24 protein-coding genes are annotated in these 26,319 nt (G+C 57.0%); 7 read left to right on the top strand and 17 right to left on the bottom strand.

Going from position 1 to position 26,319, the window contains the following annotated elements; all coding sequences use genetic code 11:
• The first annotated feature begins 64 nt into the window (after positions 1-64).
• Positions 65-1,294: a phosphoglycerate dehydrogenase gene (gene serA / locus ACYASS_RS13670; RefSeq protein WP_463586522.1), complete on the top strand. Its 1,230-nt coding sequence runs from the start codon at positions 65-67 to the stop codon at positions 1,292-1,294.
• A 241-nt stretch (positions 1,295-1,535) separates the two neighbouring features.
• Here the strand turns inward: serA and ACYASS_RS13665 are convergent, their stop codons facing one another.
• Together ACYASS_RS13665 and ACYASS_RS13660 are read right to left on the bottom strand one after the other, a co-directional pair.
• Positions 1,536-1,973, bottom strand: coding sequence for a DUF4399 domain-containing protein (locus tag ACYASS_RS13665; RefSeq protein ID WP_463586521.1), 438 nt, complete (start codon positions 1,971-1,973; stop codon positions 1,536-1,538).
• A 247-nt stretch (positions 1,974-2,220) separates the two neighbouring features.
• Positions 2,221-2,844, bottom strand: a complete 624-nt coding sequence (locus ACYASS_RS13660; RefSeq protein WP_243244161.1) for a 2OG-Fe(II) oxygenase — start codon at positions 2,842-2,844, stop codon at positions 2,221-2,223.
• A gap of 149 nt (positions 2,845-2,993) precedes the next feature.
• Between ACYASS_RS13660 and ACYASS_RS13655 the strand changes: the two genes are divergently transcribed.
• Entirely contained in the window at positions 2,994-3,752 is a 759-nt protein-coding gene (locus tag ACYASS_RS13655; RefSeq protein WP_463586520.1) for a DUF2059 domain-containing protein, read from the top strand.
• A gap of 3 nt (positions 3,753-3,755) precedes the next feature.
• Here ACYASS_RS13655 and bipL read toward each other — a convergent pair whose 3' ends face one another.
• Entirely contained in the window at positions 3,756-4,712 is a 957-nt protein-coding gene (gene bipL / locus ACYASS_RS13650; RefSeq protein ID WP_463586519.1) for a phospholipase BipL, read from the bottom strand.
• A 92-nt stretch (positions 4,713-4,804) separates the two neighbouring features.
• On the opposite strand from bipL, the gene ACYASS_RS13645 reads away from it, so the two are divergent.
• Entirely contained in the window at positions 4,805-5,386 is a 582-nt protein-coding gene (locus tag ACYASS_RS13645; protein ID WP_463586518.1) for a DUF6436 domain-containing protein, read from the top strand.
• 316 nt (positions 5,387-5,702) lie between these two features.
• Positions 5,703-8,090 carry a penicillin acylase family protein gene (locus ACYASS_RS13640; RefSeq protein WP_463586517.1) on the top strand — a complete coding sequence of 796 codons (2,388 nt, stop codon included), beginning with the start codon at positions 5,703-5,705 and terminating at the stop codon, positions 8,088-8,090.
• A 276-nt stretch (positions 8,091-8,366) separates the two neighbouring features.
• On the opposite strand, the gene ACYASS_RS13635 is transcribed toward ACYASS_RS13640, so the two are convergent.
• The 8 genes from ACYASS_RS13635 to ACYASS_RS13600 form a co-directional block, all read right to left on the bottom strand.
• Positions 8,367-9,251 carry an ABC transporter permease subunit gene (locus tag ACYASS_RS13635; RefSeq protein WP_027900691.1) on the bottom strand — a complete coding sequence of 295 codons (885 nt, stop codon included), beginning with the start codon at positions 9,249-9,251 and terminating at the stop codon, positions 8,367-8,369.
• Positions 9,248-10,129: an ABC transporter permease subunit gene (locus ACYASS_RS13630; RefSeq protein WP_162874644.1), complete on the bottom strand. Its 882-nt coding sequence runs from the start codon at positions 10,127-10,129 to the stop codon at positions 9,248-9,250. The genes ACYASS_RS13635 and ACYASS_RS13630 overlap by 4 nt, the downstream gene beginning before the upstream one ends.
• Before the next feature lie 35 nt (positions 10,130-10,164).
• Positions 10,165-11,307, bottom strand: coding sequence for a polyamine ABC transporter ATP-binding protein (gene potA / locus ACYASS_RS13625; RefSeq protein WP_463586516.1), 1,143 nt, complete (start codon positions 11,305-11,307; stop codon positions 10,165-10,167).
• Positions 11,308-11,363: 56 nt separating this feature from the next.
• Complete coding sequence (locus tag ACYASS_RS13620) at positions 11,364-12,458, bottom strand: polyamine ABC transporter substrate-binding protein (RefSeq protein WP_463586515.1); 1,095 nt, start codon at positions 12,456-12,458, stop codon at positions 11,364-11,366.
• A 251-nt stretch (positions 12,459-12,709) separates the two neighbouring features.
• Positions 12,710-13,804: a polyamine ABC transporter substrate-binding protein gene (locus ACYASS_RS13615; RefSeq protein ID WP_463586514.1), complete on the bottom strand. Its 1,095-nt coding sequence runs from the start codon at positions 13,802-13,804 to the stop codon at positions 12,710-12,712.
• A 179-nt stretch (positions 13,805-13,983) separates the two neighbouring features.
• Positions 13,984-15,348: an aspartate aminotransferase family protein gene (locus ACYASS_RS13610; protein WP_463586513.1), complete on the bottom strand. Its 1,365-nt coding sequence runs from the start codon at positions 15,346-15,348 to the stop codon at positions 13,984-13,986.
• Positions 15,349-15,541: 193 nt separating this feature from the next.
• Positions 15,542-16,900 (bottom strand): glutamine synthetase family protein, encoded by a 1,359-nt coding sequence (locus ACYASS_RS13605; protein ID WP_027900697.1) that lies wholly within the window; start codon positions 16,898-16,900, stop codon positions 15,542-15,544.
• Positions 16,901-16,934: 34 nt separating this feature from the next.
• Positions 16,935-17,711, bottom strand: coding sequence for a gamma-glutamyl-gamma-aminobutyrate hydrolase family protein (locus ACYASS_RS13600; RefSeq protein WP_463586540.1), 777 nt, complete (start codon positions 17,709-17,711; stop codon positions 16,935-16,937).
• Between the two features lie 278 nt (positions 17,712-17,989).
• Between ACYASS_RS13600 and ACYASS_RS13595 the strand changes: the two genes are divergently transcribed.
• Both ACYASS_RS13595 and ACYASS_RS13590 read left to right on the top strand, forming a co-directional pair.
• On the top strand, positions 17,990-19,366 hold the full coding sequence (locus ACYASS_RS13595; protein ID WP_463586512.1) for a glutamine synthetase family protein: 1,377 nt from the start codon (positions 17,990-17,992) through the stop codon (positions 19,364-19,366).
• A gap of 202 nt (positions 19,367-19,568) precedes the next feature.
• Positions 19,569-20,213, top strand: coding sequence for a TetR/AcrR family transcriptional regulator (locus ACYASS_RS13590; RefSeq protein WP_463586511.1), 645 nt, complete (start codon positions 19,569-19,571; stop codon positions 20,211-20,213).
• A gap of 3 nt (positions 20,214-20,216) precedes the next feature.
• Here ACYASS_RS13590 and ACYASS_RS13585 read toward each other — a convergent pair whose 3' ends face one another.
• The gene (locus ACYASS_RS13585; RefSeq protein WP_463586510.1) at positions 20,217-21,104 is read right to left on the bottom strand and encodes a LysR family transcriptional regulator; all 888 of its coding nucleotides are present in this window, start codon (positions 21,102-21,104) and stop codon (positions 20,217-20,219) included.
• 230 nt (positions 21,105-21,334) lie between these two features.
• Between ACYASS_RS13585 and ACYASS_RS13580 the strand changes: the two genes are divergently transcribed.
• Complete coding sequence (locus tag ACYASS_RS13580) at positions 21,335-22,180, top strand: alpha/beta fold hydrolase (RefSeq protein ID WP_463586509.1); 846 nt, start codon at positions 21,335-21,337, stop codon at positions 22,178-22,180.
• Positions 22,181-22,436: 256 nt separating this feature from the next.
• On the opposite strand, the gene ACYASS_RS13575 is transcribed toward ACYASS_RS13580, so the two are convergent.
• The 5 genes from ACYASS_RS13575 to ACYASS_RS13555 all read right to left on the bottom strand — a co-directional run bounded on the left by ACYASS_RS13575 (position 22,437) and on the right by ACYASS_RS13555 (position 26,253).
• Positions 22,437-22,652, bottom strand: a complete 216-nt coding sequence (locus ACYASS_RS13575) for a TOBE domain-containing protein (protein ID WP_020291765.1) — start codon at positions 22,650-22,652, stop codon at positions 22,437-22,439.
• A gap of 39 nt (positions 22,653-22,691) precedes the next feature.
• The gene (gene ssuB, locus ACYASS_RS13570; RefSeq protein WP_027902266.1) at positions 22,692-23,507 is read right to left on the bottom strand and encodes an aliphatic sulfonates ABC transporter ATP-binding protein; all 816 of its coding nucleotides are present in this window, start codon (positions 23,505-23,507) and stop codon (positions 22,692-22,694) included.
• On the bottom strand, positions 23,504-24,301 hold the full coding sequence (ssuC, locus tag ACYASS_RS13565) for an aliphatic sulfonate ABC transporter permease SsuC (RefSeq protein WP_463586508.1): 798 nt from the start codon (positions 24,299-24,301) through the stop codon (positions 23,504-23,506). The genes ssuB and ssuC overlap by 4 nt, the downstream gene beginning before the upstream one ends.
• A gap of 27 nt (positions 24,302-24,328) precedes the next feature.
• Positions 24,329-25,294 (bottom strand): sulfonate ABC transporter substrate-binding protein, encoded by a 966-nt coding sequence (locus tag ACYASS_RS13560; RefSeq protein WP_243244147.1) that lies wholly within the window; start codon positions 25,292-25,294, stop codon positions 24,329-24,331.
• 320 nt (positions 25,295-25,614) lie between these two features.
• Positions 25,615-26,253, bottom strand: coding sequence for a peroxiredoxin (locus ACYASS_RS13555; protein WP_122664027.1), 639 nt, complete (start codon positions 26,251-26,253; stop codon positions 25,615-25,617).
• Positions 26,254-26,319 lie beyond the last annotated feature (66 nt).

Below are 26,319 nucleotides of genomic sequence, written 5' to 3'. Positions count from 1 at the left end.
TGACGGCCCGATTCGCGACCGCTTCACTTACTGCCAAATTTCTCCGGGACACAGGTTAAAGCAGATGAGCAAGACTTCCCTCGACAAGAGCAAGATCAAGTTCCTTCTTCTCGAAGGCGTCCATCAATCCGCTGTGGATGTCCTCAAGGCAGCCGGTTATACCAGCATCGAGTACCACACCAAGTCTCTGCCGGAAGCCGAACTGAAAGAAAAGATCGCCGACGCTCACTTCATCGGCATCCGCTCCCGCACCCAGTTGACTGAAGAGATGTTCGATCACGCGAAGAAACTCGTCGCGGTCGGCTGTTTCTGCATCGGTACCAACCAGGTTGATCTGGGCGCAGCCCGCGAGCGCGGTATTGCGGTGTTCAACGCGCCGTACTCCAACACTCGCTCGGTAGCCGAACTGGTGCTGGCCGAAGCCATCCTGCTGCTGCGCGGCATCCCGGAGAAGAACGCATCCTGCCACCGTGGCGGCTGGATCAAAAGCGCAGCCAACTCTTTCGAGATCCGTGGCAAGAAACTAGGCATCGTCGGCTACGGCTCGATCGGTACTCAGCTGTCTGTTCTGGCTGAAAGCCTCGGGATGCAGGTGTTCTTCTTCGACCCGCTGACCAAGCTGCCATTGGGCAATGCCACTCAGGTACCAAGCCTGACCGAACTGCTGGGCATGGCCGACATCGTGTCTCTGCATGTGCCTGAATTGCCGTCCACCCAAATGATGATTGGCGAGAAAGAAATCCGCGCCATGAAAAAGGGCGCCATCCTGATCAACGCCGCTCGCGGCACGGTCGTGGACCTCGACGCATTGGCTGACGCGATCAAGGACAAGCACCTGATCGGTGCGGCTATCGACGTATTCCCGGTTGAGCCTCGCTCGAACGACGACATCTTCGAAAGCCCGCTGCGTGGCCTGGACAACGTGATCCTGACTCCGCACATCGGTGGTTCGACCGCCGAAGCGCAAGCGAACATCGGTCTGGAAGTGGCGGAGAAGCTGGTCAAGTACAGCGACAACGGTACGTCGGTGTCTTCGGTCAACTTCCCTGAAGTGGCCCTGCCTGCTCACCCTGGCAAGCACCGCCTGCTGCACATCCACGAGAACATCCCGGGCGTGCTGATGGAGATCAACAAGGTCTTCGCCGAAAACGGTATCAACATCTCCGGTCAGTTCCTGCAGACCAACGAGAAAGTCGGTTATGTGGTCATCGACGTCGATGCCGAGTATTCCGATCTGGCTCAGGAAAAGCTGCAGCACATCAAAGGCACCATCCGCAGCCGCGTATTGTTCTAATCCTTGGTGGCTGGATAAAAAAGGAGACCTTCGGGTCTCCTTTTTTGTGGGTGATTTTCGGTGCCAACGTGTGACCTGTAGGAGTGAGCTTGCTCGCGATAGCAATCTGACAATTACAAAGCCTCGCCAGATGAAATGCTATCGCGAGCAAGCTCACTCCTACAGGTCCAATGTTTACTGCGCGAAATTGCGGAGCCATTGAACCCGAGGCAAGCCCTGGAGGGATTATTGCCAGCCCAGACTATTGCACATTCACCCTGATCATCTTCGATTCAACCGACGGGTTCAGCGGAATGTGGCTCTTGTCGCCCACCAGCAACTGCAAAGTGTGAGGGCCGGGCGGCAGGGTAACTTCGGTTTCGGTCTGGCCCTTGCCGAAATGGCGAATGTTATCGGTCATCGGCAGCGGCGCATTGAGGTCTGGCTGGTCTTTGACGTCGATCAACAGGTGATGATGGCCGGTCTCGGGGATATCTACACCGGCAGGCGCAACGCCCATGCCTTTGAGGCCAAACTGGACCTTGAATGTGCCCGGCACTGTCGCGCCGTCTTTAGGCGAAATGATGTAGACCTCAGCCCCGGCAGGTGATGGCGTGCGCGGGACATCGGCAGCACTGGCCATAAGCGACACCCCGAACAGCAGGCCTGCGAGAGCAGTTTTTGCAAAAAGGATTTTCATGGTTTCTCCAGTCAGCCCTTGAATGGCGTACCTGTAACCATAGCGCGGCACTGGCTTAACGTTCTGAAGAAGCGGGCTTTATGACAAAGATTTCATGCAAACCAGAAACCGGTAGGAGCGAATTCATTCGCGAAGAGGCCGGTACATTCAGAGCATCTGTGCCGTCAGGAACTCCGCCTTCCCGGATGAATCCGGTCCCACGAGATCAGCGTAAACCTCAGGTTAAGCGTAGCCCGACCCTGAACATCTAAAACACCCCATCCCCACGCCGACGAAACCAGCCGGTGAGGGAAAGCCGGTCACGACCGGCAGGCATCACTTCGTGGGGAATATCGCCAGACATGAACACCACCAGACAACCACCGGTCGGCTGTACGTCATATTCCACGCCTTCGTCGAGAAACATGCGCAATTGCCCGCCATGCTCGGGCAACCAGGCATTGTTGAGATAAACCACGGCAGAGACCATCCGCCGGTCATCGTCACGGAAACGGTCCACATGCTTGAGATAAAACGCACCGGGTGGATAAAGCGCAAAGTGGCTTTCGAAGTCTTCCAGCCCTAGAAACAGACCGCGATTGAGCGCCTGACGCAGGCTGTCCATCAAACCCAGATAACGATCACAAGGCTCTGACTGACCGGGCTCCAGCCACTGGATATGATCGCCACGAATGCCCTCGCGAATCTCTTGCAATGGCCCGCGTCCGACAGCGGCAGGCGCGAGTTCGCCCTCGGCTGCGCGCGTGCGACACTCGTCGGCAAGCTCAAGCGTCAGGCTTTCGGGCAGGAAAATATTCTGCTGCGACCAGCCGCGTGCGGCGAGGTCGTCGACTATTCGAAGCAGCAGCGGATGATCAGAGGCGATTTGCATGGCGCATAGTATCCAGCCGCCCGAGAATCGGGAAGCTCCAGCACTCGGCAGATTGCCAAGTGCATGAAATTTCATAGCGCAGGCGAAGTCATAACTCGACAAAGCCCCGCAACCACCGGGACAATAGCGGCCTGCCGACAGGAGTCCCTATGCGCCGTTTGTTTGTTGTGTTGTTGATGTTCTGCACGATGCCCGCCTGGGCAGACAGCTATGACCAGTTGTACAAGGTCGCGGGCTGGCCAGAACAACGCGCGCATTTCAACGACGCCCTCAACGCCGCGCAACAACGCTACCGCAACAGCCTGCCACCGGCGGTGTTTCAAGCGCTGGTCAACAACAGCAATCAGCGCTTCGCCCCACAGGCCATGGATCAACGCGCAGAAAAGCGCCTGCGCGAAAGTCTTCGTGACCCCAAGCCTGCGCTGCAATTCTTTCAGTCACCGCTCGGGCGCAAGATCGTCAACGCCGAACTGACCGCCACCCGCCCTGACCAATTGGCAAAAAATGCCAAAGGCCTGCCACAGATTCAGGCCGACGCTACCCGTCAATTGCTCATAGGTCACCTGGCGCAAGCACTGCCCGCCAAACAGGCTGGCGCCGAAGTCAGCCTCGCGATTGCCGGTGTTGCCGCCGACAGCCTGAGCCAGATGATTCCAGGGCTGCTGGGCGGCGGTCAGGCCCAAGGCATGCTCGATGGTCAGCGCGAACGGCTGATGGCGCAGATCGAAGCCGACATGAACAACACGCTGCTCTACGTTTACCGCGACCTTACCGATCCGGAGCTGGAGGAGTTCTCTACCTTCGCCGAGTCTGCCGATGGCAAGGCTTACTACCAGGCCGCACTGGCTGCGATTCGCGCCGGGCTGGCCGTTGGGCAAAGCTCGTCGAGCCTGGCGCCAGCGCAGTAACGCTTAGTTCGCCAGCACCAAACGCATCTTCTGCTCAACAAAGCTCAAATACTGCGCCCGCAGCTCCGGTATCTCGTTGGCCAGATGATGCCGCGCTTCGCTGAGCATCAGTATCCGGGGCTCGGTGAATTTCTCGTTGAGCACCTTCAGGTTATGACGCCAGTCAACGGTCATGTCCGCTTCACCCTGAATAATGATCGGGTTGCGCGGGCTTGAAGGGGCTGATTCTATACGCTTGATCCAGCGCGCCAGCGCACCCACCCACGCGGTCGGCAAACGGCGGGGTTGCAATGGATCAGCCAGCAGGAACGGCAGGAAGGCCGGGGCGTTGGAGTTCTCGCTGAAGCGTCGGGCAATGCCTGTGACGAAAGGGTTGAGCAGGTAATAGCTAAACTTTGACCAACCCCAGGCACGAGGCCTGACCAGCGGCGCGAGCAGGATGACCTGACCTTGAGCGGGGCTTTCCACACCATGGTGGAGCAGATGATCGATCAGAATTGCACCGCCGGTGCTTTGTCCGCAAAGATGCCATGGCTTGGGCAATTGCAAGGCGCTTGCTTCTTCAAACAAGCGCCGCAGGACCGCCTGATACTCAGCGAAGTCATTGATGCTGGCCCGCGAACCGCTGGACAGACCGTGACCCGGCAAGTCGCAGGAAATCACCGCGAAACTCATACTCAGCGCCCATTCGATCAAATGCCGAAACAGGCCCATGTGGTCATAGAAACCATGCATCAGGAACAACGTCGCTACCGGCTTATCCGGTATCCAGACTTGCCCGACAATTTCGTAGCCGTCCACATCCATCCTGCCCAGCCAGGTACGCAGTGGACGCTCCAGCCCCAACCTGTCGAGTACGTAAAAGCGCTGGTACGCCAGCCCCTCGATAGAGTGCGGCTGAGCAGCGCTCAGCGGTTGCAGGCTGTGGCGCAGTGCATCGGGGTTGAACGTGGCAGACATGGAGTTTCCGGCGGGACGATAGACTGTGCAGCGATATTCAGCTGTATCCCCGAGCATGGCAAGCCAGGCGTCCTCAAACAGATGCGACTGAAATGAAGACCCTACGCCGTAGCACGCTCGTTGCAGGGCTCATCACAGTTATCTGTGCGGCGCTTTTATGGACCGGTTATGACTGGTTTCAGGGTCGCTACTTGCGACCGTTCAGTAATGAGCCCGTGTTTTTCGCGGGAGACGCTCTCGGCCTTCCCGTTGAAGTAGCGGGCCCCGGGCGAATTCGGCTGGTGCACTTCTGGGATCCAGCCTGCCCCTGCAACGTTGGAAACCAGCAACACCTTGCCGAATTGATCGAGCATTTCGCTGGGCAGGGTGGTGTGGACTTCTACGCGGTGCAGAAGCCCGGTAGCCAAGGTCAGTTACCCTCCACGCTGAGCGCAATCAAGCCCATTGCCTACTTGCCGGGCGCAGAACACATCAGCGCCAGCCCTGCCGTGGCAATCTGGGATCGCGACGGCAGGCTTGCCTACTTCGGGCCATACAGCGAAGGGCTCACCTGCAATTCAAGCAACAGCTTTATCGAACCGATCTTGCAGGCGCTGACTGCGGGACGAGCTGTGGACGCTACGCACACAATGGCAGTGGGTTGTTATTGCAGATGGAACGCAGGCCCCTTGTAGGAGTGAGCTTGCTCGCGATTCGATTTCCCGGTCGACGAATTTATCGTCTGAACTGACGCTATCGCGAGCAAGCTCACTCCTACAGGGCCAATGTTTGCTGCGCGACAGCGTGGTGTCAGGGACATCCCCCGGGAAGGCGGGTACATCCGCCAGATCATAGTCGTCAGAAATATCGCCTTCCCGGCTAAAGCCGGTCCCACGACACTGCACCACTTCCCCAGGATTGTATTTCAAATGTGAATCGATGCGTCTGGCCGTCCAACATGCCTTCCAATATGCCTACAATCGCGCCTTGTCGCCTTATCTGAGAAGCCGGATGAAACGCAGCCTTTCTATTCTTGTATTCATCATTGCCCTGGTCGTCGGCGCGGGTGCCTGGTATCTGCACAGCAAGCAACCGCAGCGTGACGGCGAAATCGCCCTTGCTCACCTTCAGGCGCCGGTCAGCGTGCGTTATGACGAGCGAGGCGTGCCGCATATCCGCGCCGAAAACGAAGCTGATCTGTATCGCGCACTGGGCTATGTGCAGGCTCAGGACCGACTGTTCCAGATGGAAATGGTCCGTCGTCTGGCACGAGGTGAACTGGCTGAAGTACTGGGGCCCAAACTGGTGGCGACGGACAAACTGTTCCGCAGCCTGCGTATTCGTGAACACGCCGACGATTACGTCGCCCGCCACGACAAGGACACGCCTACCTGGAAGGCCCTGCAAGCCTACCTCGACGGTATTAATCAGTATCAGGACAGCCACGCCAAACCACTGGAGTTCGACGTGCTAGGCATCCCCAAGCGACCGTTCACTGCCGAAGACACGTTGAGTGTGGGCGGCTACATGGCCTACAGCTTTGCCGCAGCCTTTCGCACCGAGCCTTTGCTGACCTACGTTCGTGACGAACTGGGTGCTGATTACCTGAAAGTCTTTGACCTGGACTGGCAGCCCCAAGGCGTTCTCGATCAACCAGCCAAACTCTCGACAGCCGACTGGAGGAGCCTCAACCAGCTCGCTTATTTGAGCAATGAGGCGCTTGAGCAGGCAGGCCTGCCGCAGTTTGAAGGCAGCAATGCATGGGCTGTTTCCGGCAGCCGCACCAAAAACGGCAAGCCGTTACTGGCAGGCGATCCGCATATCCGCTTCTCGGTGCCAGCGGTGTGGTACGAAGCGCATCTGTCCGCGCCGGGCTTTGAGCTGTACGGCCATCATCAGGCGCTCAACCCGTTCGCATCCTTGGGCCACAACATGGATTTCGGCTGGAGCCTGACCATGTTCCAGAACGATGACCTGGACCTGATCGCCGAGAAAACCAACCCGCAGAACCCCAATCAAGTCTGGTATCACGGGGAGTGGGTCGACATGACCACCACTGAACAACAGATTGCGGTCAAAGGCGAAGCACCGGTCACGCTGACACTGCGCAGGTCGCCTCACGGCCCTATCGTCAACGACGTAATGGGCGTCACCGCGAGCACCACGCCGGTTGCCATGTGGTGGTCATTCCTGGAGTCGGAGAACCCGATCCTGGAAGGTTTCTATGAAGCCAACCGCGCCGATACGCTGGATAAGATGCGCGCCGCTGCCGAGAAAATTCAGGCACCGGGATTGAATATCGTCTGGGCCAATGCCAAAGGCGACATTGGTTGGTGGGCGGCGGCGCAGTTGCCGATTCGTCCCGAAGGCGTGAACCCTAACTACATTCTTGATGGCAGCACTGAGCAAGCCGACAAACTGGGCTTCTACCCCTTCAGCGCCAACCCGCAGGAAGAAAACCCTGCGCGCGGCTACATCGTCTCAGCCAATTTCCAGCCCCTCTCGCCCACCGGCATGCAGATCCCTGGTTACTACAATCTGGCTGATCGCGGTCAGCAGTTGAATCGGCAACTGAGTGATCCATCGGTCAAGTGGGATCTGGATAACAGCAAGGCGCTGCAACTGGGTACGCAGACCGATTATGCCAACCGGGTTCTACAGCCGCTGCTTCCCGTGCTCCGCGATGTCATCAGCGATCCGGAAGAGAAGGCGCTGGTAGAACGGCTGGCCAACTGGAAGGGCGACTACGCGGTTGATTCGGTGGGTGCCACGCTGTTTAACCAGTTCCTCTTCGACCTGAGCGAAGAGGTCTTCCACGATGAACTGGGCGATGGTCTCTTCGAAACGCTGCTATCAACAAGGGTCATCGATGCCGCCCTGCCCCGCGTGGCCGGCGACGCCAGTTCGCCGTGGTGGAACAATCGTAATTCGCCGTTTGAAGAAAACCGGGCGCAGACGGTCAAGATCGCTTGGCACGCCACAGTCTCGCACCTGAAATCCACATACGGGCTCAACGCAGACGAATGGCGCTGGGGCAAAGCCCACACCCTGACCCACGCGCATCCGCTGGGCACGCAAAAGCCGCTGGATCAGCTTTTAAACGTCGGGCCGTTCGCAGCACCGGGCACGCATGAAGTGCCAAACAATCTTTCGTCTCGAATCGGGCCTGCACCCTGGCCGGTGAGCTACGGCCCCTCAACCCGCCGCCTGATCGACTTCGCCGACCCGGCCCATGCGCTCGGCATCAACCCCGTCGGACAGAGCGGTGTGCTGTTCAATAAACACTATTCGGATCAGGCACAGACCTACATCAACGGCGAATACGTGCCGCAGCATTTGAGCGAAGAGGATGTGGCGAAGAACGCCAAGGGGACGTTGCGGTTGGTGCCAAGTGGGTAATACCCAGGCCTGGTAGGAGCGAACTTGTTCGCGAGGCGATTACCATGCCTAAACATTTACACCGCCTCGCGAACAAGTTCGCTCCTACCGGAAGTCACCTGACGCTTTAAACCGGCGCAGACCTACATCAGCGGCGAATACGTGCCGCAGCATTTGAGTGAATAGGATGCCGGGGGATGATGCCGGGTCCGGTAGGAGCGAACTTGTTCGCGAGGCGATTAGCCTGCCTAAACAGTCACACCGCCTCGCGAACAAGTTCGCTCCTACCGAGACGCTTCAAACCGGCGCAGCGGCGCGGCGTGGGTCGGGTTGTTTGTAGCTATCCGCGGCGCTTTCTTCGATGGCTTGCTGGATGGCTTTCTTGCGCTGTTGCTCGGCACGGCGACTGAAGAACCAGACCAGGAAGGTCGCGCATGAAACAGCCAGCAGGATCAGGCTCGCCACGGCGTTGATTTCCGGCTTCACACCCAGCCGAACAGCGGAGAACACTTCCATCGGAAGCGTCGTCGAGCCCGGACCGGAAACGAAGCTGGCCAATACCAGGTCGTCCAGCGACAGCGCAAAAGACATCATGGCACCCGCCGCCAGCGAAGGCGCGATCATCGGGATGGTGATCAGGAAGAACACCTTCCACGGCCGCGCCCCAAGGTCCATCGCCGCTTCTTCAATGGAAAGATCCAGCTCACGCAACCGTGCCGAAACCACTACCGCTACATAAGCGGCGCAGAACGTGGTGTGGGCGATCCAGATGGTGACGATGCCGCGTTCCTGCGGCCAGCCGATCAACTGGGCCATGGCCACAAACAGCAGCAACAGCGACAGACCGGTAATCACTTCAGGCATCACCAGCGGCGCTGTCACAAGCCCACCGAAAAACGTGCGGCCTTTGAATCGTGTGATGCGGGTCAACACGAACGCTGCCATGGTACCCAGCGCTACCGCCGCAATCGCCGTATACGTGGCAATTTCCAGCGAGCGCATCACCGAGCCCATCAGTTGCGAGTTGTCCAGCAGCCCGACATACCAGTGCACCGACCAGCCACCCCAGACCGTAACCAGTTTGGAAGCGTTGAACGAGTAGATGACCAGAATCACCATCGGCGCGTAGATGAACAGCAGGCCCAGGACCAGCATCATGTTCGAGAATCGAAAGCCTCTCATGCCCTGCCCTCCAGCTCTTTGGCCTGACTGCGGTTGAAGAGAATGATCGGCACGATCAGGATCAACAGCATGATCACCGCCAACGCAGAAGCCACCGGCCAGTCGCGGTTATTGAAGAACTCTTGCCACAGCACGCGGCCAATCATCAGGGTTTCCGGGCCGCCCAGCAGTTCAGGAATAACAAACTCGCCGACCACTGGAATGAACACCAGCATGCAGCCGGCAATCACCCCGTTTTTAGACAACGGCACGGTGATTTTCCAGAAACTGTTGAAAGTGCTCGACCCAAGGTCAGACGCGGCTTCGAGCAGACTTGAGTCATGTTTGACCAGGTTGGCGTACAGCGGCAGGATCATGAACGGCAGGTACGAATACACAACGCCGATATATACCGCGAGGTTGGTATTGAGTATCTGCAACGGCTCGTCGATCAGGCCGAGCCACATCAAGAATGCATTGAGCAGCCCGTTGTTACTGAGGATGCCCATCCACGCGTAAACCCGGATCAGAATCGCGGTCCAGGTCGGCATCATGATCAGCAGCAACAGCACGGTTTGCAGTTCCTTGCGCGCAGTCGCAATGGCATAGGCCATCGGAAAGCCGATTAGCAGGCACAGCAAGGTGCTGAAAAACGCCATTTTCAGCGAACCGAGATAGGCCGAAATGTACAGGTCATCGCCTGTCAGCAGCGCATAGTTGGCGAAGTTGAGGATGATCTCGAACTTCTGCTCGGCGTAGCTGAAGATTTCCGTATAGGGCGGGATCGCCACGTCAGCTTCAGCGAAGCTGATCTTGATGACAATCAGAAACGGCAAGGCAAAGAACAGGAACAGCCAGAGAAACGGCGCTCCAATGACCAGTTGCCGACCGTTGGGTATAACCCGGTTCAGGGCACGCTTGATTTTGCGTATCTTCATGAGCGCAATACCACGCCGCTGTCGTCTTCCCACCAGACAAACACTTCATCGCCCCAGGTGGGCCGGGTGCCCTGACGCTCAGCGTTAGCCACAAACGACTGAACCAGCTTTCCGCACGGCAGTTGCACGTAGAACACCGAGTGGCCGCCCAGATACGCGATGTCGTGAACCTTGCCACGCGACCAGTTGTATTCGAAAGACGGCTGCTCGGTGGTGACCAGCAGTTTCTCCGGACGCAACGCGTAAGTGATGTGCTTGTCTTCCACCGACGTCGTTACGCCGTGACCGACATAGATATTGCGCTCCAGCTCGGGGCTGCGAATCAGGGCATGACCTTCCATGTCCTCGATCACTTCGCCTTCGAACAGGTTGACGTTACCAATGAATTCGCAGACCAGACGGCTGGTCGGCGTTTCGTAAATATCGATAGGGCTGCCGATCTGAGCAATCCAGCCCAGGTGCATGATCGCGATGCGTTCAGCCATGGTCATGGCTTCTTCCTGGTCGTGCGTCACCATTACGCAGGTCACGCCAACCCGCTCGATGATCTCCACCAGTTCCAGCTGCATCTGCGAACGCAGTTTCTTGTCCAGCGCGCCCATCGGCTCGTCGAGCAACAACAGCTTGGGCTTCTTCGCCAGGGAACGAGCCAGCGCCACACGCTGACGTTGACCGCCAGACAGCTGATGAGGCTTGCGTCGTGCGTACTGGGTCATCTGCACCAGCTTGAGCATTTCGGCCACGCGCTCGGTGATCTCAGCTTTCGGCAGTTTGTCCTGTTGCAGACCGAACGCGATGTTCTGTTCCACGGTCATGTGCGGGAACAACGCGTAGGACTGAAACATCATGTTGATCGGACGGTCGTACGGCGGCATGTCCGTGATGTCGACGCCGTCGAGGTAGATCCGGCCTTCCGTCGGCCGTTCGAAACCGGCCAGCATCCGCAGCAACGTTGATTTGCCGGAACCAGAGCCACCCAGCAAGGCGAAAATCTCGCCCTTGTTGATTTGCAGGGACACGTCGTCCACGGCAATCGTCTCGTCGAATTTCTTCGTGACCCGATCGATCTTGACCAGCACCTGCTTGGGTTGCTGATCGCCTTCGAGTGATTTCTTGTAGGCGCCGGAGGCAACTGCCATGGGTGAAACTCCCAACTGGTTTGCAGCCCGGCCTGCATGGCCGGGCGCGGGGTCTTTTATTTACCGGATTTGATTCGGGTCCAGCTGCGTGTCATGACACGCTGAATCTTCGGCGGCAGCTCGGAATTGACGTACAGGCGCTCCTGCACTTCCTTGGACGGATAGACCGCCTCGTCTGCACGGATGTCTTTGTCCATGAACTCGTCGGAAGCCGGATTCGGGTTGGCATAGCCGACCTCATCGCTGACTTCGGCGATGACCTTGGGCTCAAGCATGTAGTTGATGAACGCGTGAGCCTGCTTGGTATTTTTCGAGTCCGCAGGGATCGCCAGCATGTCGAACCACAGGTTGCCGCCCTCTTTCGGGATGCTATAGGCAATGTTCACGCCTTTGCCTGCTTCCTCTGCCCTGGCCTTGGCCTGGAAAACGTCGCCCGAGAAGCCTGCCGCAACGCAGATGTCGCCATTGGCCAGATCGGTGATGTATTTCGAAGAGTGGAAATAGGTCACGTAAGGACGAATTTCCATGAGCTTGGCTTCGGCCTTTTTATAGTCGGCCTCGTTCGTGCTGTTGGGATTCAGCCCAAGATAATTGAGCATTGCCGGAAGCATTTCATCGGCAGAGTCGAGCATGGCTACGCCACAGCTCTGCAGCTTCTTGATGTTTTCGGGTTCGAACAGCACTGACCAGGAGTCGATTTTATCGACGCCCAGCGCAGCTTTGACTTTTTCTACGTTGTAACCGATACCGTTGGTGCCCCACAGATACGGCACGGCGTACTGGTTACCCGGATCGTTTTTTTCCAGACGCTTGAGCAGCGCCGGGTCGAGATTCTTGTAGTTCGGCAGTTGGCTCTTGTCGAGTTTCTGGAAAGCGCCAGCCTTGATTTGCTTACCCAAAAAGTGATTCGACGGCACAACCACGTCATAGCCCGTTCGGCCCGCGAGCAGCTTGGCTTCCAGGGTTTCGTTGGAGTCGAACACGTCGTACATCGGCTTGATGCCGGTGGTCTTCTCGAAGTCTTCGAGGGTGCTTTTACCGATGTAATCGGACCAGTTATAAATATGCACGGTGGGTGCGGCATGCGCTGCGACGGTAGCTGTCAGCGTAGCGGCGGCGAGCATGGATTTGGCAAATAAAGAAATAGACACGTGAACAATCCTTTTTGAGGTGGGGTCTGGTGCCCGTGTCGGAAAGTTGAGCAGATCAGGTCGGAAAAATCCGGGGGCGCAACTTACCGTTGTTGACCGCGTATCGCAAAAAAACTTTATGTGACAGAAGCCTGCGCTGGATCGGTAGGAGCGAACTTGTTCGCGAAGGCGTCGGCACATTCAACACATTAGCGCCTGACATACCGCCTCGCGAACAAGTTCACTCCTACAAGGATCTGCGCTAGCCCGGGTTATTTACCCGACTTAATCTTGGTCCAGCTACGGGTCATGATCCGCTGTGTGGCGGCTGGCAAATCAGCGATGGCGTAAAGCTTGGCCAGCACGTCAGCAGGTGGGTAAACACCCGGGTCGCTAGTGATGTCTTTGTCGACCAGGGCTGTTGCTGCCGAGTTACCGTTCGGGAAGCGCACTTCGTTGGTGATCTCGGCCATGATTTCCGGCTGCATCAGGAAGTTCATGAACTTGTAGGCACCTTCAACGTTTTCCGCGTCTTTAGGGATTGCCACCATGTCGTAGAAGCTACCTGCACCTTCTTTCGGAATGTTGTAGCTGACCTTGACCTTGCCACCGGCTTCTTCAGCACGGGACTTGGCCTGATAGATATCGCCCGAGTAACCGACCGCTACGCAGATGTTGCCGTTGGCCAGGTCGGAAATGTATTTCGACGAGTGGAAGTAACCAATCGAAGGACGGATTTTCAGGAACAGCGCCTCGGCCTCAGCCAGTTGCTTCTTGTCCTGGCTGTCAGTCGGGTAGCCCAGGTAATGCAGGGCAATCGGCAGCATTTCAGTTGGCGAATCGAGGAAGCTGATACCGCACGACTTCAGCTTGGCTGCATTCTCAGGCTTGAACAGCAGGTCCCAGGAGTTGACCGGAGCGTCGGCACCCAGGGCGGCTTTGACTTTGTCCGGGTTGATGCCGATACCGATCGAACCCCACATGTACGGGAAGGCGTGCTTGTTGTCGGGGTCGCTGACCGATACGGCTTTGAGCAGGTCCGTATTCAGGTTTTTGTAGTTAGTCAGCTTGGACTTGTCCAGTGGCTGATAAACCCCGGCTTTGATCTGCTTGGCCAGGAAGTTGTTCGACGGCACGACCACGTCGTAACCGGACTTGCCTGCGAGCAACTTGGCTTCAAGGGTTTCGTTGCTGTCGAACACGTCGTAGACGACTTTGATGCCCGACTCTTTTTCGAATTTGGCGATGGTGTCCGGCGCAATATAGTCGGACCAGTTGTACACGTGCAGCACTTTGTCATCGGCCTGCGCGGCCGCTACGACGCCCAATAGGGACAAAGCTAGGAGGGTCTTGCCAAATTTCTTCATGTGTACAGCTCCAGTGTTATTAGGTGGCGGCTTCTAGCCATTAGTCTGGCAATTTCGTGACCCGAGTGACAAGTCTGATGCACCGGTAGGAGCGAACTTGTTCGCGAGGCGTTCAGACCCAGACCCATCAGCGCCTGACACATCGCCTCGCCAACAAGTTGCCTCCTACCGATTCGCGCCTAACCTTGCAGCTCAGCCAACGTCAGATCCAGGCACTTGCGGGCTTTCTCGACCAACTCATCAATTTCCGCAAAGCTGATCACCAACGGTGGCGCGATGATCATGGTGTCGCCTACAGCCCGCATAATCAGGCCGTTATTGAAGCAGAAGGTTCGACAAATCATCCCCGCGCCCTTACCGGTGTAACGCTCACGGGTTGCCTTGTCCTTGACCAGCTCAATAGCCCCCAACAGGCCCACACCTCGGACTTCACCCACCAGCGGATGATCGCTCAGCTCACGCAGACGTTTCTGCAAATATGGTGCCGCTTGCGCATTGACGCGTTCGACGATTTTCTCTTCGCGCAGGATGCGAATGTTCTCCAGCGCCACGGCCGCAGCCACCGGGTGACCCGAGTAAGTAAAGCCGTGATTGAAATCGCCGCCATCATTAAGTACCGCGACCACTTCGTCGCGCACGATCAGACCGCCCATGGGGATGTAACCCGAGGTCAGGCCTTTGGCGATGGTCATCATGTCCGGTTTGAGGCCGTAGAAATCACTACCGAACCACTCACCGGTGCGGCCAAAACCACAAATCACTTCGTCAGCCACGAACAGGATGTCGTACTTGTCGAGGATCTCCTTGATCTTCGGCCAGTAAGTATCGGGTGGCACGATAACGCCACCCGCGCCCTGGATCGGCTCGGCAATAAACGCACCGACGTTGTCCACGCCCAGTTCGAGAATCTTCTTCTCCAGTTGCTCGGCAGCCCAGATACCGAACTCATCAGGCGTCATGTCACCGCCTTCACCAAACCAGTACGGCTGCGGGATGTGCACGATGCCCGGGATCGGCAAGTCACCCTGCTCGTGCATGTAGGTCATCCCGCCCAGGCTTGCGCCCGCCACCGTCGAGCCGTGATAACCGTTGACCCGGCTGATGATGATTTTCTTGTTCGGCTGGCCCTTGATCGCCCAGTAGTGGCGAACCATGCGCAGCATGGTGTCGTTGCCTTCAGAGCCTGAACCGGTGAAGAACACGTGGTTCATGCCCTCAGGGGCGATTTCGGAAATGACTTTGGCCAACTCCAGCACCGGCGGGTGGGCCGTCATGAAGAACAGGTTGTAGTACGGCAGTTCGCGCATCTGTTTGGCGGCAGCGTCGGCCAGTTCTTCACGGCCATAGCCGATGGCGACACACCACAGGCCGGACATGCCATCGAGGATCTTGTTGCCCTCGCTGTCCCACAGATAAACCCCGCTTGAGCGGGTGATGATCCGCGGGCCAACCTCTTTGAGTTGCTTGTAATCGCTGAACGGGGCCAGGTGATGCTCACTGCTCAAGGCCTGCCATTCGAGGGTTTGCGGGTTCTTGGAACTCATAAACAACTCCATATGCTTTTAGCTCGTGGTGCTTAAAAGTGCATTCAAGCTGAAATGCGGTTTTTATGTGGGAGCTGGGCTGGCCCGCGATAAGGCTGGACGCGGTTCACTTTGGATCGCGTCCAGCCTTATCGCGAGCAAGCTCAGCTCCCACAGGGGCACAGCATTCACAGCAGCACTACAGCGCCTACCGTCAAACAGCAAACAGCAAAAACTCACGCTCCCACGAACTGATCACGCGTTTGAAATTCTCGTGCTCGGCACGTTTGACCGCGACATACCCCTTGATGAATTTCTCACCCAGATACTTCTCGACGGTCTTGCTGTTTTCCATGCGCTCCAATGCATCTTCAATGGTCAGTGGCAGACGCAGGTTGCGCCGCTCGTAACCACGGCCGACGACAGGAGCGCTCGGGTTGATGTGTTCAACCATGCCAATGAAGCCACACAACAGGCTCGCGGCAATCGCCAGATAAGGGTTGGCGTCAGCGCCGGGCAAGCGGTTCTCCACACGACGGTTCTGCGGACCGGCATCCGGGACGCGCAAGCCAACCGTACGGTTCTCCTCGCCCCACTCGACGTTTACCGGGGCCGAAGTATCCGGCAAGAAGCGACGGAACGAGTTGACGTTCGGCGCGAACAGCGGCAACAGCTCGGGGATCAGCTTCTGCAGGCCACCGATGTGCTGCAGAAACAGCTCGCTCATGGTCCCGTCTTCGTTGGAGAAGATGTTCTTGCCGGTTTTGATGTCGATGATGCTCTGGTGCAAATGCATGGCGCTGCCAGGCTCGCCGGTCATGGGTTTAGCCATAAACGTCGCGGCGACATCGTGCTTGAGCGCCGCTTCACGCATGGTGCGCTTGAATACCAGAATCTGGTCGGCCAACGACAAAGCGTCACCGTGACGGAAGTTGATTTCCATCTGCGCCGTGCCGTCTTCGTGGATCAGGGTATCCAGGTCGAGGTTTTGCAGTTCGCACCAGTCATAGACGTCTTCGAACAGCGGATCAAACTCGTTGGCAGCTTCGATGGAGAACGATTGACGCCCGGTCTCCGGACGCCCGGAGCGCCCGACAGGCGGCTGCAACGGGTAGTCGGGATCATCGCTGCGTTTGGTGAGGTAAAACTCCATCTCCGGCGCAACAATAGGCTGCCAGCCCTGATCGGCGTAAAGTTTGAGCACTTTCTTCAAGACGTTACGCGGCGATAGCTCAATAGGGTTGCCTTGCTTGTCGTAGGTGTCGTGGATCACCTGCGCGGTAGGTTCGATGGCCCACGGCACGACATACACCGCGTTGGCATCCGGACGGCAGAACATATCGATGTCCGCCGGGTCCAGCAATTCGTAGTAAATGTCGTCTTCGACGTAGTCACCGGTCACTGTCTGCAGCAGTACGCTCTCCGGCAAGCGCATGCCCTTCTCGGCAATGAATTTGTTGGTGGGGGAAATCTTGCCGCGAGTGATCCCTGTCAAGTCGGCAATCATGCATTCGACTTCGGTGATCTTGTGTTCTTTCAACCAATCTGTGAGCTGGTCGAGGTTGGTACTCATAAATACCTCAGGTGGTCAGAGTCCTGATCGCGAATCAGGCGTTATTTGACGCATCGGCGTCGCGTTGTAGTGCTCGTTTACGGCAGGCATCGCCAAACGCCTGGAAGATGACAAGGTAATCAGGGTTCGCTGTAACTTGCCACTCGGGATGCCACTGCACCCCCAGCGTAAAGCCCGGACTATCCTGAACCGAGACCGCTTCGATCAAGCCATCAGGCGCGATGGCCTCCACGCGCAGGCCCGGCGCCAGACGCTCGATACCTTGCCCGTGGATAGAATTGACGCGAATTTCGCTCGCCAGCCCCAGTGCCTCCAGCACACCGCCCGGCTGGACGCGCATTGGGTGGCTTGGCGCATATTGAACTTCAACGGGTTCGTTTTCGGGTTCACGATGATCCATGAAACCTTCTGTTTCATGTATACGCTGATGCAGGCTGCCGCCAAACGCTACATTCATCTCCTGAAAACCACGGCAAATGCCTAAAACCGGCACACCGGCTGCCACGGCAGCCCGAATTAGCGGTAAGGTGGTCGCGTCGCGTTCGGGATCATGAGCAGTACCCGGCGCACTGGCTGGGCCACTATAGTGGTAGGGTTCGACATTGGAAGGCGAACCGGTAAACAGCAGTCCATCGAGACTGGAAAGAATGTCGGCGGGGTCTAGCAAGGGACCAAGTGAAGGCAGAATCAACGGCATGCCCTCGGCAGCCACTGCTACCGCACGGACATATTTGTCGCCAGAAACATGATAAGCATGAAGACCGATCTGCTTGGTGCAGGCGGTAATGCCGATCAAGGGCAGGCGTGACATGGGACCCCCGTATTGTTGTTGCTGGTCTGGGTTGCGATCGAGCTTAGCCTTGTTCGTTTTTTTACACAACAGCCCTGTAAAAATCGAACAGGCGACTTGAAAGCCCCGGAATCCGTAGCCTTCCGCTGTTAAATACTTGCCCTGAATTGCGGCAAAAACGGCCTTTTTGCGCCCTTTCAGGGCAACGGAAGGCTCTATTGACTTCATCATGGCTTTCGGATTGACTGAAACCCGTAAAGCTCGATGATTGATATTTTTAACAACAAAGGTGTTGCATCATGTCGGTACCCCCGCGTGCCGTTCAGCTTAACGAAGCGAACGCGTTCCTTAAGGAACATCCTGAGGTTCTGTACGTTGACCTTCTGATTGCAGATATGAATGGTGTGGTGCGCGGCAAGCGCATTGAACGCACCAGCCTCCATAAGGTTTACGAGAAGGGCATTAACCTGCCTGCCTCTTTATTTGCCCTGGATATCAATGGCTCGACGGTAGAAAGTACCGGCCTGGGTCTGGACATCGGTGATGCTGACCGAATCTGCTATCCAATCCCTGACACCCTGTGCAATGAGCCTTGGCAGAAGCGCCCGACCGCGCAATTGCTGATGACCATGCACGAACTTGAAGGTGACCCGTTTTTCGCTGACCCGCGCGAAGTGTTGCGCCAGGTCGTGACCAAGTTCGACGAAATGGGCCTGACGATTTGCGCCGCTTTCGAGCTGGAGTTTTACCTGATCGATCAGGAAAACGTGAACGGCCGTCCTCAACCGCCCCGCTCCCCGATTTCCGGCAAACGCCCGCACTCGACACAGGTTTACCTGATCGACGACCTCGACGAATACGTCGACTGCCTCCAGGACATTCTGGAAGGTGCCAAAGAGCAAGGCATTCCTGCTGACGCCATCGTCAAGGAAAGTGCTCCGGCCCAGTTTGAAGTCAACCTGCATCACGTTGCCGACCCGATCAAAGCGTGCGACTACGCGGTATTGCTCAAGCGCCTGATCAAGAACATCGCCTACGACCATGAGATGGACACCACCTTCATGGCCAAGCCTTACCCGGGCCAGGCAGGTAACGGTTTGCATGTACACATCTCGATCCTGGATCGCGATGGCAAGAATATCTTCACCAGCGAGGATCCCGAGCAGAACGCCGCGTTACGTCATGCCATCGGCGGTGTGCTCGAGACCCTACCGGCACAGATGGCGTTCCTTTGCCCGAACGTCAATTCGTATCGCCGGTTTGGTGCTCAGTTCTATGTGCCCAACTCCCCGAGCTGGGGCCTGGATAACCGTACCGTGGCCGTACGAGTACCAACCGGCACTGCCGACGCGGTACGTATCGAGCACCGTGTTGCGGGTGCCGACGCCAACCCTTATCTGTTGATGGCTTCTGTTCTGGCGGGAGTGCATCACGGCCTGACCAACAAGATCGAGCCAAACGCACCGGTGTCGGGCAACTCTTACGAGCAGAACGAACAAAGCCTGCCCAACAACCTGCGCGATGCATTGCGTGAGTTGGACGACAGTGAGGTGATGGCCAAGTACATCGATCCTAAATACATCGATATCTTCGTTGCCTGTAAGGAAAGTGAGCTGGAAGAGTTCGAACACTCCATCTCCGACCTTGAGTACAACTGGTACCTGCATACCGTTTAAATGATGGTATGAAGCATAAAAAACGCCGCAGAGCCGTGAGGTTGTGCGGCGTTTTTTTGTGTCATGTATCTGTTGGAGCGAGGCTTGCCCACGACTCAGGCACCGGGGTTTGTCAGGTGAATCAGGTTGTGTTCATCACGGGCAAGCCTCGCTCCAACAATTAGATACAATACTTGCGCAGCCCCGCCCAAGAGATCGCCCCATGACCCGCCCCGTCACCACCCGCAAACCCCGCGCAGCAAGTCAGGCCCGGATCGGCTCGATCCTCGATGCCGCACGCGAGTTGCTGGCGGCTGAAGGTGTCGCCAGTCTGTCGATCTATAGCGTGGCCGAGCGGGCACAGATTCCGCCGTCATCCGTTTACCACTTTTTTGCCAGTGTTCCTGCCCTGCTCGAAGCGCTGACGGCAGACATCCACGCAGCCTTTCGCGCCAGCCTGCAAGCGCCCATCGAACATGACTCGCTGGCAACCTGGCGTGATTTGTCACGGATAGTCGAGCAACGCATGCTGGATATCTACAACGCCGACGCGGCTGCGCGCCAGTTGATTCTGGCCCAGCATGGACTGACTGAAATCACTCAAGCGGATCGTCAGCACGATATCGAACTGGGGCACTTGATGCTGGAGGTATTCGACCGACACTTCTTGCTGCCAGTCTTACCAGACGATGTAGACGTGTTCGCTCTGGCCATGGAGCTGGGCGATCGGGTTTACGCGCGATCCATGCAACTGCATGACGAAATCACCCCGCGCATGGCAGAGGAAGGCATGCGCGTGTTTGATGCCTATGTAGGGCTGTACCTGCCGTCTTACCTGCCTAAAAGACAACGCCCCCTGACGCATTAATCCTCAAGCCGGGCTGGGTAACTCTTCCTTAACCCGCGTCAGCGCCTGTACCAGCATTTGCTGCAGTGCCTGCAACACCGGCTCGTGCTTGCGCTGACTGTAACGCAACACGTTGACCACTTCAGGCAGTGGCATACGCTGCTCGAAAGAACGACTTACCTCGACGCGTCTGTCGACATTACTGGCTGTCACGACGCCTATGCCCAGGCCTGCAGAAATGGCCGACAGTACACCTTCTGTAGACGGACACTGCACCGCCACTTTGCAGCGGATACCGGCCGCCTGAAGCCGATCCTGCGCCAGATTGCCGTAGAAACAGCCAGGTCCGTAACTGACAAGAGCAACTGGGGAGTCAACGGTATATTCCCAGCCAGCCGGGACGCACCAGTTCAGGCGCTCAGCCCATAACAAATGGTCCTCGGCGCTCAGTCCGTGGGCGAAATCCTGATGCAAAGCCAGATCCAGCGTGCCATTGGCCAACGACTCGCGCAGCGCCTGACTTTGCTCAACCACGACCCGAACGTCGACATTGCCATGCTGGCGCGAGAACTTCGCCAGTATCGGTGCCAGCTGGGTGAGAGATGCCTGCTCGGTTACCCCGAGCCGCACAGTGCCTTCGAGGGTGGAAGGTGCGAACAGAGCCAGCGCCTCGTCATGCGAGTTGAGAATGCGCCGGGCATGAATCAGCAACTCGGCACCGTCGCTAGTGGCGATCAAGCGCTGACCTTCACGGCGAATCAGATCGCGCCCCAGTTGTTTCTCCAGGCGCTTGATCTTCCAGCTGACCGCCGATTGCGTGAGGTTCAGGCTGTCAGCCGCACGGGTCACACTGCCCAGCTCGACAATGCTGAGCAGAGCCCGGAGGACGTCGATGGGGAGGCGTTGGTTCATGTTTTCTTGTGGTTACCCAAGTGTGTGGGAGCAGAGCTTGCTCGCGATGCAGCCGATGCGGTGTGGCATCTAAACCGGGTTGTCCTCATCGCGGGCAAGCCCGGCTCCCACAGAGAATGCGGGATATCAGCATGACAAAAATCGAATTCCAGCAGCATAAGTTGTCATTGGCGTCATGAAAACCCCTTCGATACGCTGAAGGTGTCATCAACGTTTCGGAGACCACACCCATGGACAATCCACTGCTCAATCAACAGGTGATTATTAACGGGCGACGTATCGCTACAGGCTGCCATGGCGAAGGGCTGCCGGTTGTCCTACTGCACGGCACGCCTGCGCATTCGATCATCTGGCGCAACGTCGTACCCGTGCTGGTAGCCGCTGGGCTTAAAGTGCATCTGTTCGATTTGCTGGGCTTTGGCGCCTCGGAATTCCCGCAGAATCAAGACACCTCCGTAGCAGCGCAGCGCTTATTGCTGGAAAGCCTGCTGGACCATTGGGGCCTGGAACGCACACACATGATTGCTCATGACATTGGCGGAGGCGTTGCGCTGCGGTTGGCGATACAAGCACCTGAACGTTTCTTGTCCCTGACCATTGCCGATATCGTCAGCTATGACTCTTGGCCATCTGCAAGCTGGCAGCACATCCGCACCCACTATGCAGAACATGCCGTAATGGACGCAGACGAACATCGGCAACTCATGATCCGCCAGCTGCGTATGGCGGTTTTCAATAAAAGCATCATGGAGGGCGAGGTGTTTGAAGCTTACCTGGCGCCGATTACCGGTCTCATCGGCCAGCAAGGCTTTTACAAGAATCAGGTCGCGCATTACGACTCGCGCTACACCGAAGACTTCGCGCAACGCCTGCCCGAGTTGAACATTCCGGTGCAGATCCTTTGGGGTGCCGAAGATGAATGGCAGCCATCAAGTTACGCCCACCGTCTGCACGGCGATATTCCCGGCTCGTCGTTGCAGCTCATCGACAATGCGGGGCATTTCCTGATGGAAGATCAACCATTGATGTTCGCCGAGAAGGCCAGTGCGTTTATCCACAAACACAATCTCCTGTAGCAGCTCGTGGACTATCATCAATAACCATCTGAGTTTTAGACGATTTTCTGTAGGAGTGAGCTTGCTCGCGATAGCGTCAGGTCAGATGACATCTTCTTAACAGATCTAACGCTATCGCGAGCAAGCTCACTCCTACAGACTCCTTTTTAGCAGGGCGACAGCGCTGTCTGTATGAAGGGAGGGCTCCTACAGCCATGCGCTCCAACAAAAAACCCCGGAGGGTCTTCACCTTCCGGGGTTATTTTTTGCGCATCAGTTACAGCTTGGCGATGGAAACCTCGGTGGACTTCACAAACGCGATTACTTCACTGCCCACCACCAGTTCCAGCTCTTTTACCGAGCGGGTGGTGATCACGGAAGTCACGATGCCCGACGCAGTCTGGACGTCGATTTCCGACAGTACGTCGCCTTCGACGATTTCCTTGATGGTGCCTTTGAATTGGTTACGAACGTTGATGGCTTTAATAGTCATGGTGATCTTCCTGTATGGGGACGGATGTCTAACGGTCGGTTAATTGGCCCAACGCAATTGCGTGGGCAGCGGTGAAACGGGATCAGGTTCAGGGGGCGAGCCGGGCAACGACAGCACTCGTTCAAGCACTTGCGCTTCCAGGTTGGCCAGACGATGCGAGCCTCTGGCGCGAGGGCGCGGCAGGTCGACCAGCAAGTCCAGGCCGATACGCCCCTCTTCGATAAGAATCACTCGATCAGCAATCGCGACGGCTTCGCTGACGTCATGGGTCACCAACAACACGGTGAAGCCATGTTTACGCCAGAGGTTTTCAATCAGTTGCTGCATCTCGATACGGGTCAAGGCATCCAGCGCACCCAGTGGCTCATCGAGCAACAGCAGGCGCGGCTGGTGAATCAGTGCACGAGCCAAAGCCACACGCTGTTTTTGACCGCCGGATAACGCAGCAGGCCACTCCTCGGCACGTTCGGCCAGGCCGACGGCTTCGAGGGCCTCCAGCGCTTTGCCGCGCCAGTCGCCACTGAGACCAAGACCGACGTTGTCGATGATCTTTTTCCAAGGCAACAAACGTGCTTCCTGAAACATGAGGCGCGTGTCTTCACGGGCGTCAGCCAATGCACCAGACCCCGCCAACAGTTGCCCGGCAGTTGGCTTGTCGAGCCCGGCCAGCAAACGCAGCAAGGTACTTTTGCCACACCCGCTGCGGCCGACCACGGCAACGAACTGCCCGGCCGGAATGTGCAGATCAATGTTCTTGAGCACTTCACGGCTGCCGAAGGCTTTCTTCAGCTGTTGCACCGCCAGAGGAATACCACGCAGCAGATGCGCAGGCTGTTGCTGTTTCAAGCTGCTCATGCGGCACCGCCTTTAGTCACTTGATAGGCCGGGTGCCAACGCAGGCAAACCCGCTCCAGACCGCGCGCGGCCAGGTCGGCCAGCTTGCCCAATATTGCGTACAGCACGATGGCGAGTACTACGACGTCGGTTTGCAGGAATTCCCGGGCATTCATTGCCAGATAACCGATACCGGAGCTGGCAGAAATGGTTTCCGCGACGATCAACGTCAGCCACATGAAGCCCAGCGCGAAACGCACACCTACAAGAATCGAAGGCATCGCACCCGGCAGGATCACATGCCAGAACAATGCGAAGCCGGACAGGCCGTAGCTGCGGGACATCTCGACCAACGCAGGATCAATGTTGCGAATCCCGTGGTAAGTGTTCAGGTAAATCGGGAACAGGGTGCCCAGCGCGACCAGAAAGATCTTGGCGGTTTCATCGATCCCGAACCACAGAATCACCAGCGGGATCAGCGCCAGATGGGGAATGTTGCGGATCATCTGTACCGAGCTGTCCAGCAGGCGTTCGCCCCATTTCGACAGGCCGGTGATAAAACCCAGAGCCAGGCCGATGCCGCCACCGATAGCGAAGCCCAGACCGGCACGCCAGCCACTGATCGCCAGATGGGTCCAGATTTCACCACTGGAAACCAGATTGACACCCGCTTCAATGACCGCGCTCGGCGCAGGCAGAATGCGGGTGGACAGCCAGCCAGCGCTGACCGACAGCTGCCAGATAGCCAGCAGCAGAATCGGCAGCACCCAAGGCGCGAGGCGCTGGATTGTTCGTTGCGAAGCATTAGAGCTCATGGAGTTGTCTCCTCATGGTCCGGCTGATTACGGCGCTTTCGCGACTGCGGCGGGCGGCGTCCAGACCACATCCGCGATGTTCAGCGGTTTAGGAATCAACTTGAGCTGATAGAACGTATCAGCGATTTTTTGCTGCGAGGCCACAACTTGCGGGGTCAGGAACAACGCTCCGTAGCCCTGACGTTTAACCGAAGTCAGCGTGATATCCGCAGGCAAGCCGAGCAACGGCGCGACCTGTTTGGTCACCTCTTCCGGGTGAGCCTTGGACCACTCACCGACCGAGCGAACTTCTTCAATCAGCGCCTGAATCACTTTCGGATTTTTCTGAGCGTAAGGCTTGGTTGCCAGATAGAACTGGTGGTTATCCACAATCCCGGTGCCATCGCGCAGGGTTTTCGCTTGCAGTTGCTGCTCGGCGGCTGACTGGTACGGATCCCAGATAACCCAGGCATCGACGCTGCCACGCTCGAACGCAGCACGGGCATCGGCCGGAGGCAGGAAAACGGTCTGGATATCGGTGTATTTCAAACCCGCATCTTCAAGGGCTTTTACCAACAGGTAATGCACGTTGGAGCCTTTGTTGAGGACGACTTTCTTGCCTTTGAGCTCTTTGACGGAGGTGATCGGTGAATCCTTGGGTACCAGGATCGCTTCACTGGTCGGCGCAGGCGGCTCGTAGGCGACGTACACCAGATCAGCGCCAGCGGCCTGAGCAAACACCGGCGGCGTTTCGCCCGTCACACCGAAATCAATGGAGCCGACGTTCAGACCTTCAAGCAACTGCGGACCACCAGGGAACTCGGTCCATTGCACTTGCACGCCCTGCTCGGCGAGGCGCTTTTCAAGGGAGCCTTTGGCTTTCAGCAGCACCAGCGTGCCGTACTTTTGATAACCGATACGCAAGGTCTCGGCCTGAGCCTGGGTAACAGCGCCGAAGGCGACCGCTGCGGCAAACAGAGCGACCAAACCTTGACGCAAAATAGCTGTGCGCATGGCGCGCTCCTTTGCTAATTCAGTGGCACCTGCTGGCCCGTTGGCGGACGAGTAAGGTGTGAGGGTTTTGTTGAATTGCAGTGACCATATCAGTGATTTTTTATATCCATAAATCTTATTTTTTCATTTGGTTATTCTTTAAATGCATATGAAGAAAGTTATCGGGATTCTCTGTAGGAGCTGCCGAAGGCTGCGAAGGCAATTTTCCTGAAGCACCGCTATCGCAGCCTTCGGCAGCTCCTACAGAAAGTCGGATTTCACGCATAAAAAAGGGCCGACGAATCGGCCCAAGCTAACCCCATCTGTCGTGGAAGGGTGATTCAGCGATTAGGCTGTGGCGTCAGACGCAGGTATGGTTTGACGGCCCTGTAGCCTTTTGGAAAGCGTTGCTTGATCTCATCTTCATCCTTGAGCGACGGCACGATCACTACTTCATCACCATCCACCCAGTTAGCAGGGGTTGCGACTTTGTAGTTGTCGGTCAGTTGCAAGGAATCGATGACCCGCAAAATCTCGTTGAAGTTGCGCCCGGTACTGGCCGGATAAGTGATAGTCAGCCGGACCTTCTTGTTCGGATCGATCACAAACAGAGAGCGTACGGTCAGGGTTTCACTGGCGTTCGGGTGGATCAGGTCGTACAGCTCGGACACTTTGCGGTCAGCATCGGCCAGGATCGGGAAGTTGACGGTGGTGTTCTGTGTTTCGTTGATGTCGCCGATCCACTTGATGTGGGAATCAACCGGGTCCACTGACAGCGCAATGGCTTTTACACCACGCTTGGCGAACTCGTCTTTGAGCTTGGCGGTGAATCCCAGTTCGGTGGTGCACACCGGGGTGAAGTCAGCAGGGTGGGAAAACAACACGCCCCAGCTATTACCCAGCCATTCGTGAAACTGAATACGACCTTCGCTGGAGTCCTGTTCAAAATCAGGGGCGATATCGCCAAGTCGCAAGCTCATGGATGTAGCTCCTTGTTGTGATGTTTGCTAATTCATTGAAGCCACTTTGCGCTCCTTCGTTAGAAA

The organism is Pseudomonas sp. HP_14, assembly GCF_055283875.1.
The sequence above is the reverse complement of the archived record's forward strand: the minus strand, read 5'-3'. Positions and strand labels throughout refer to the sequence as shown.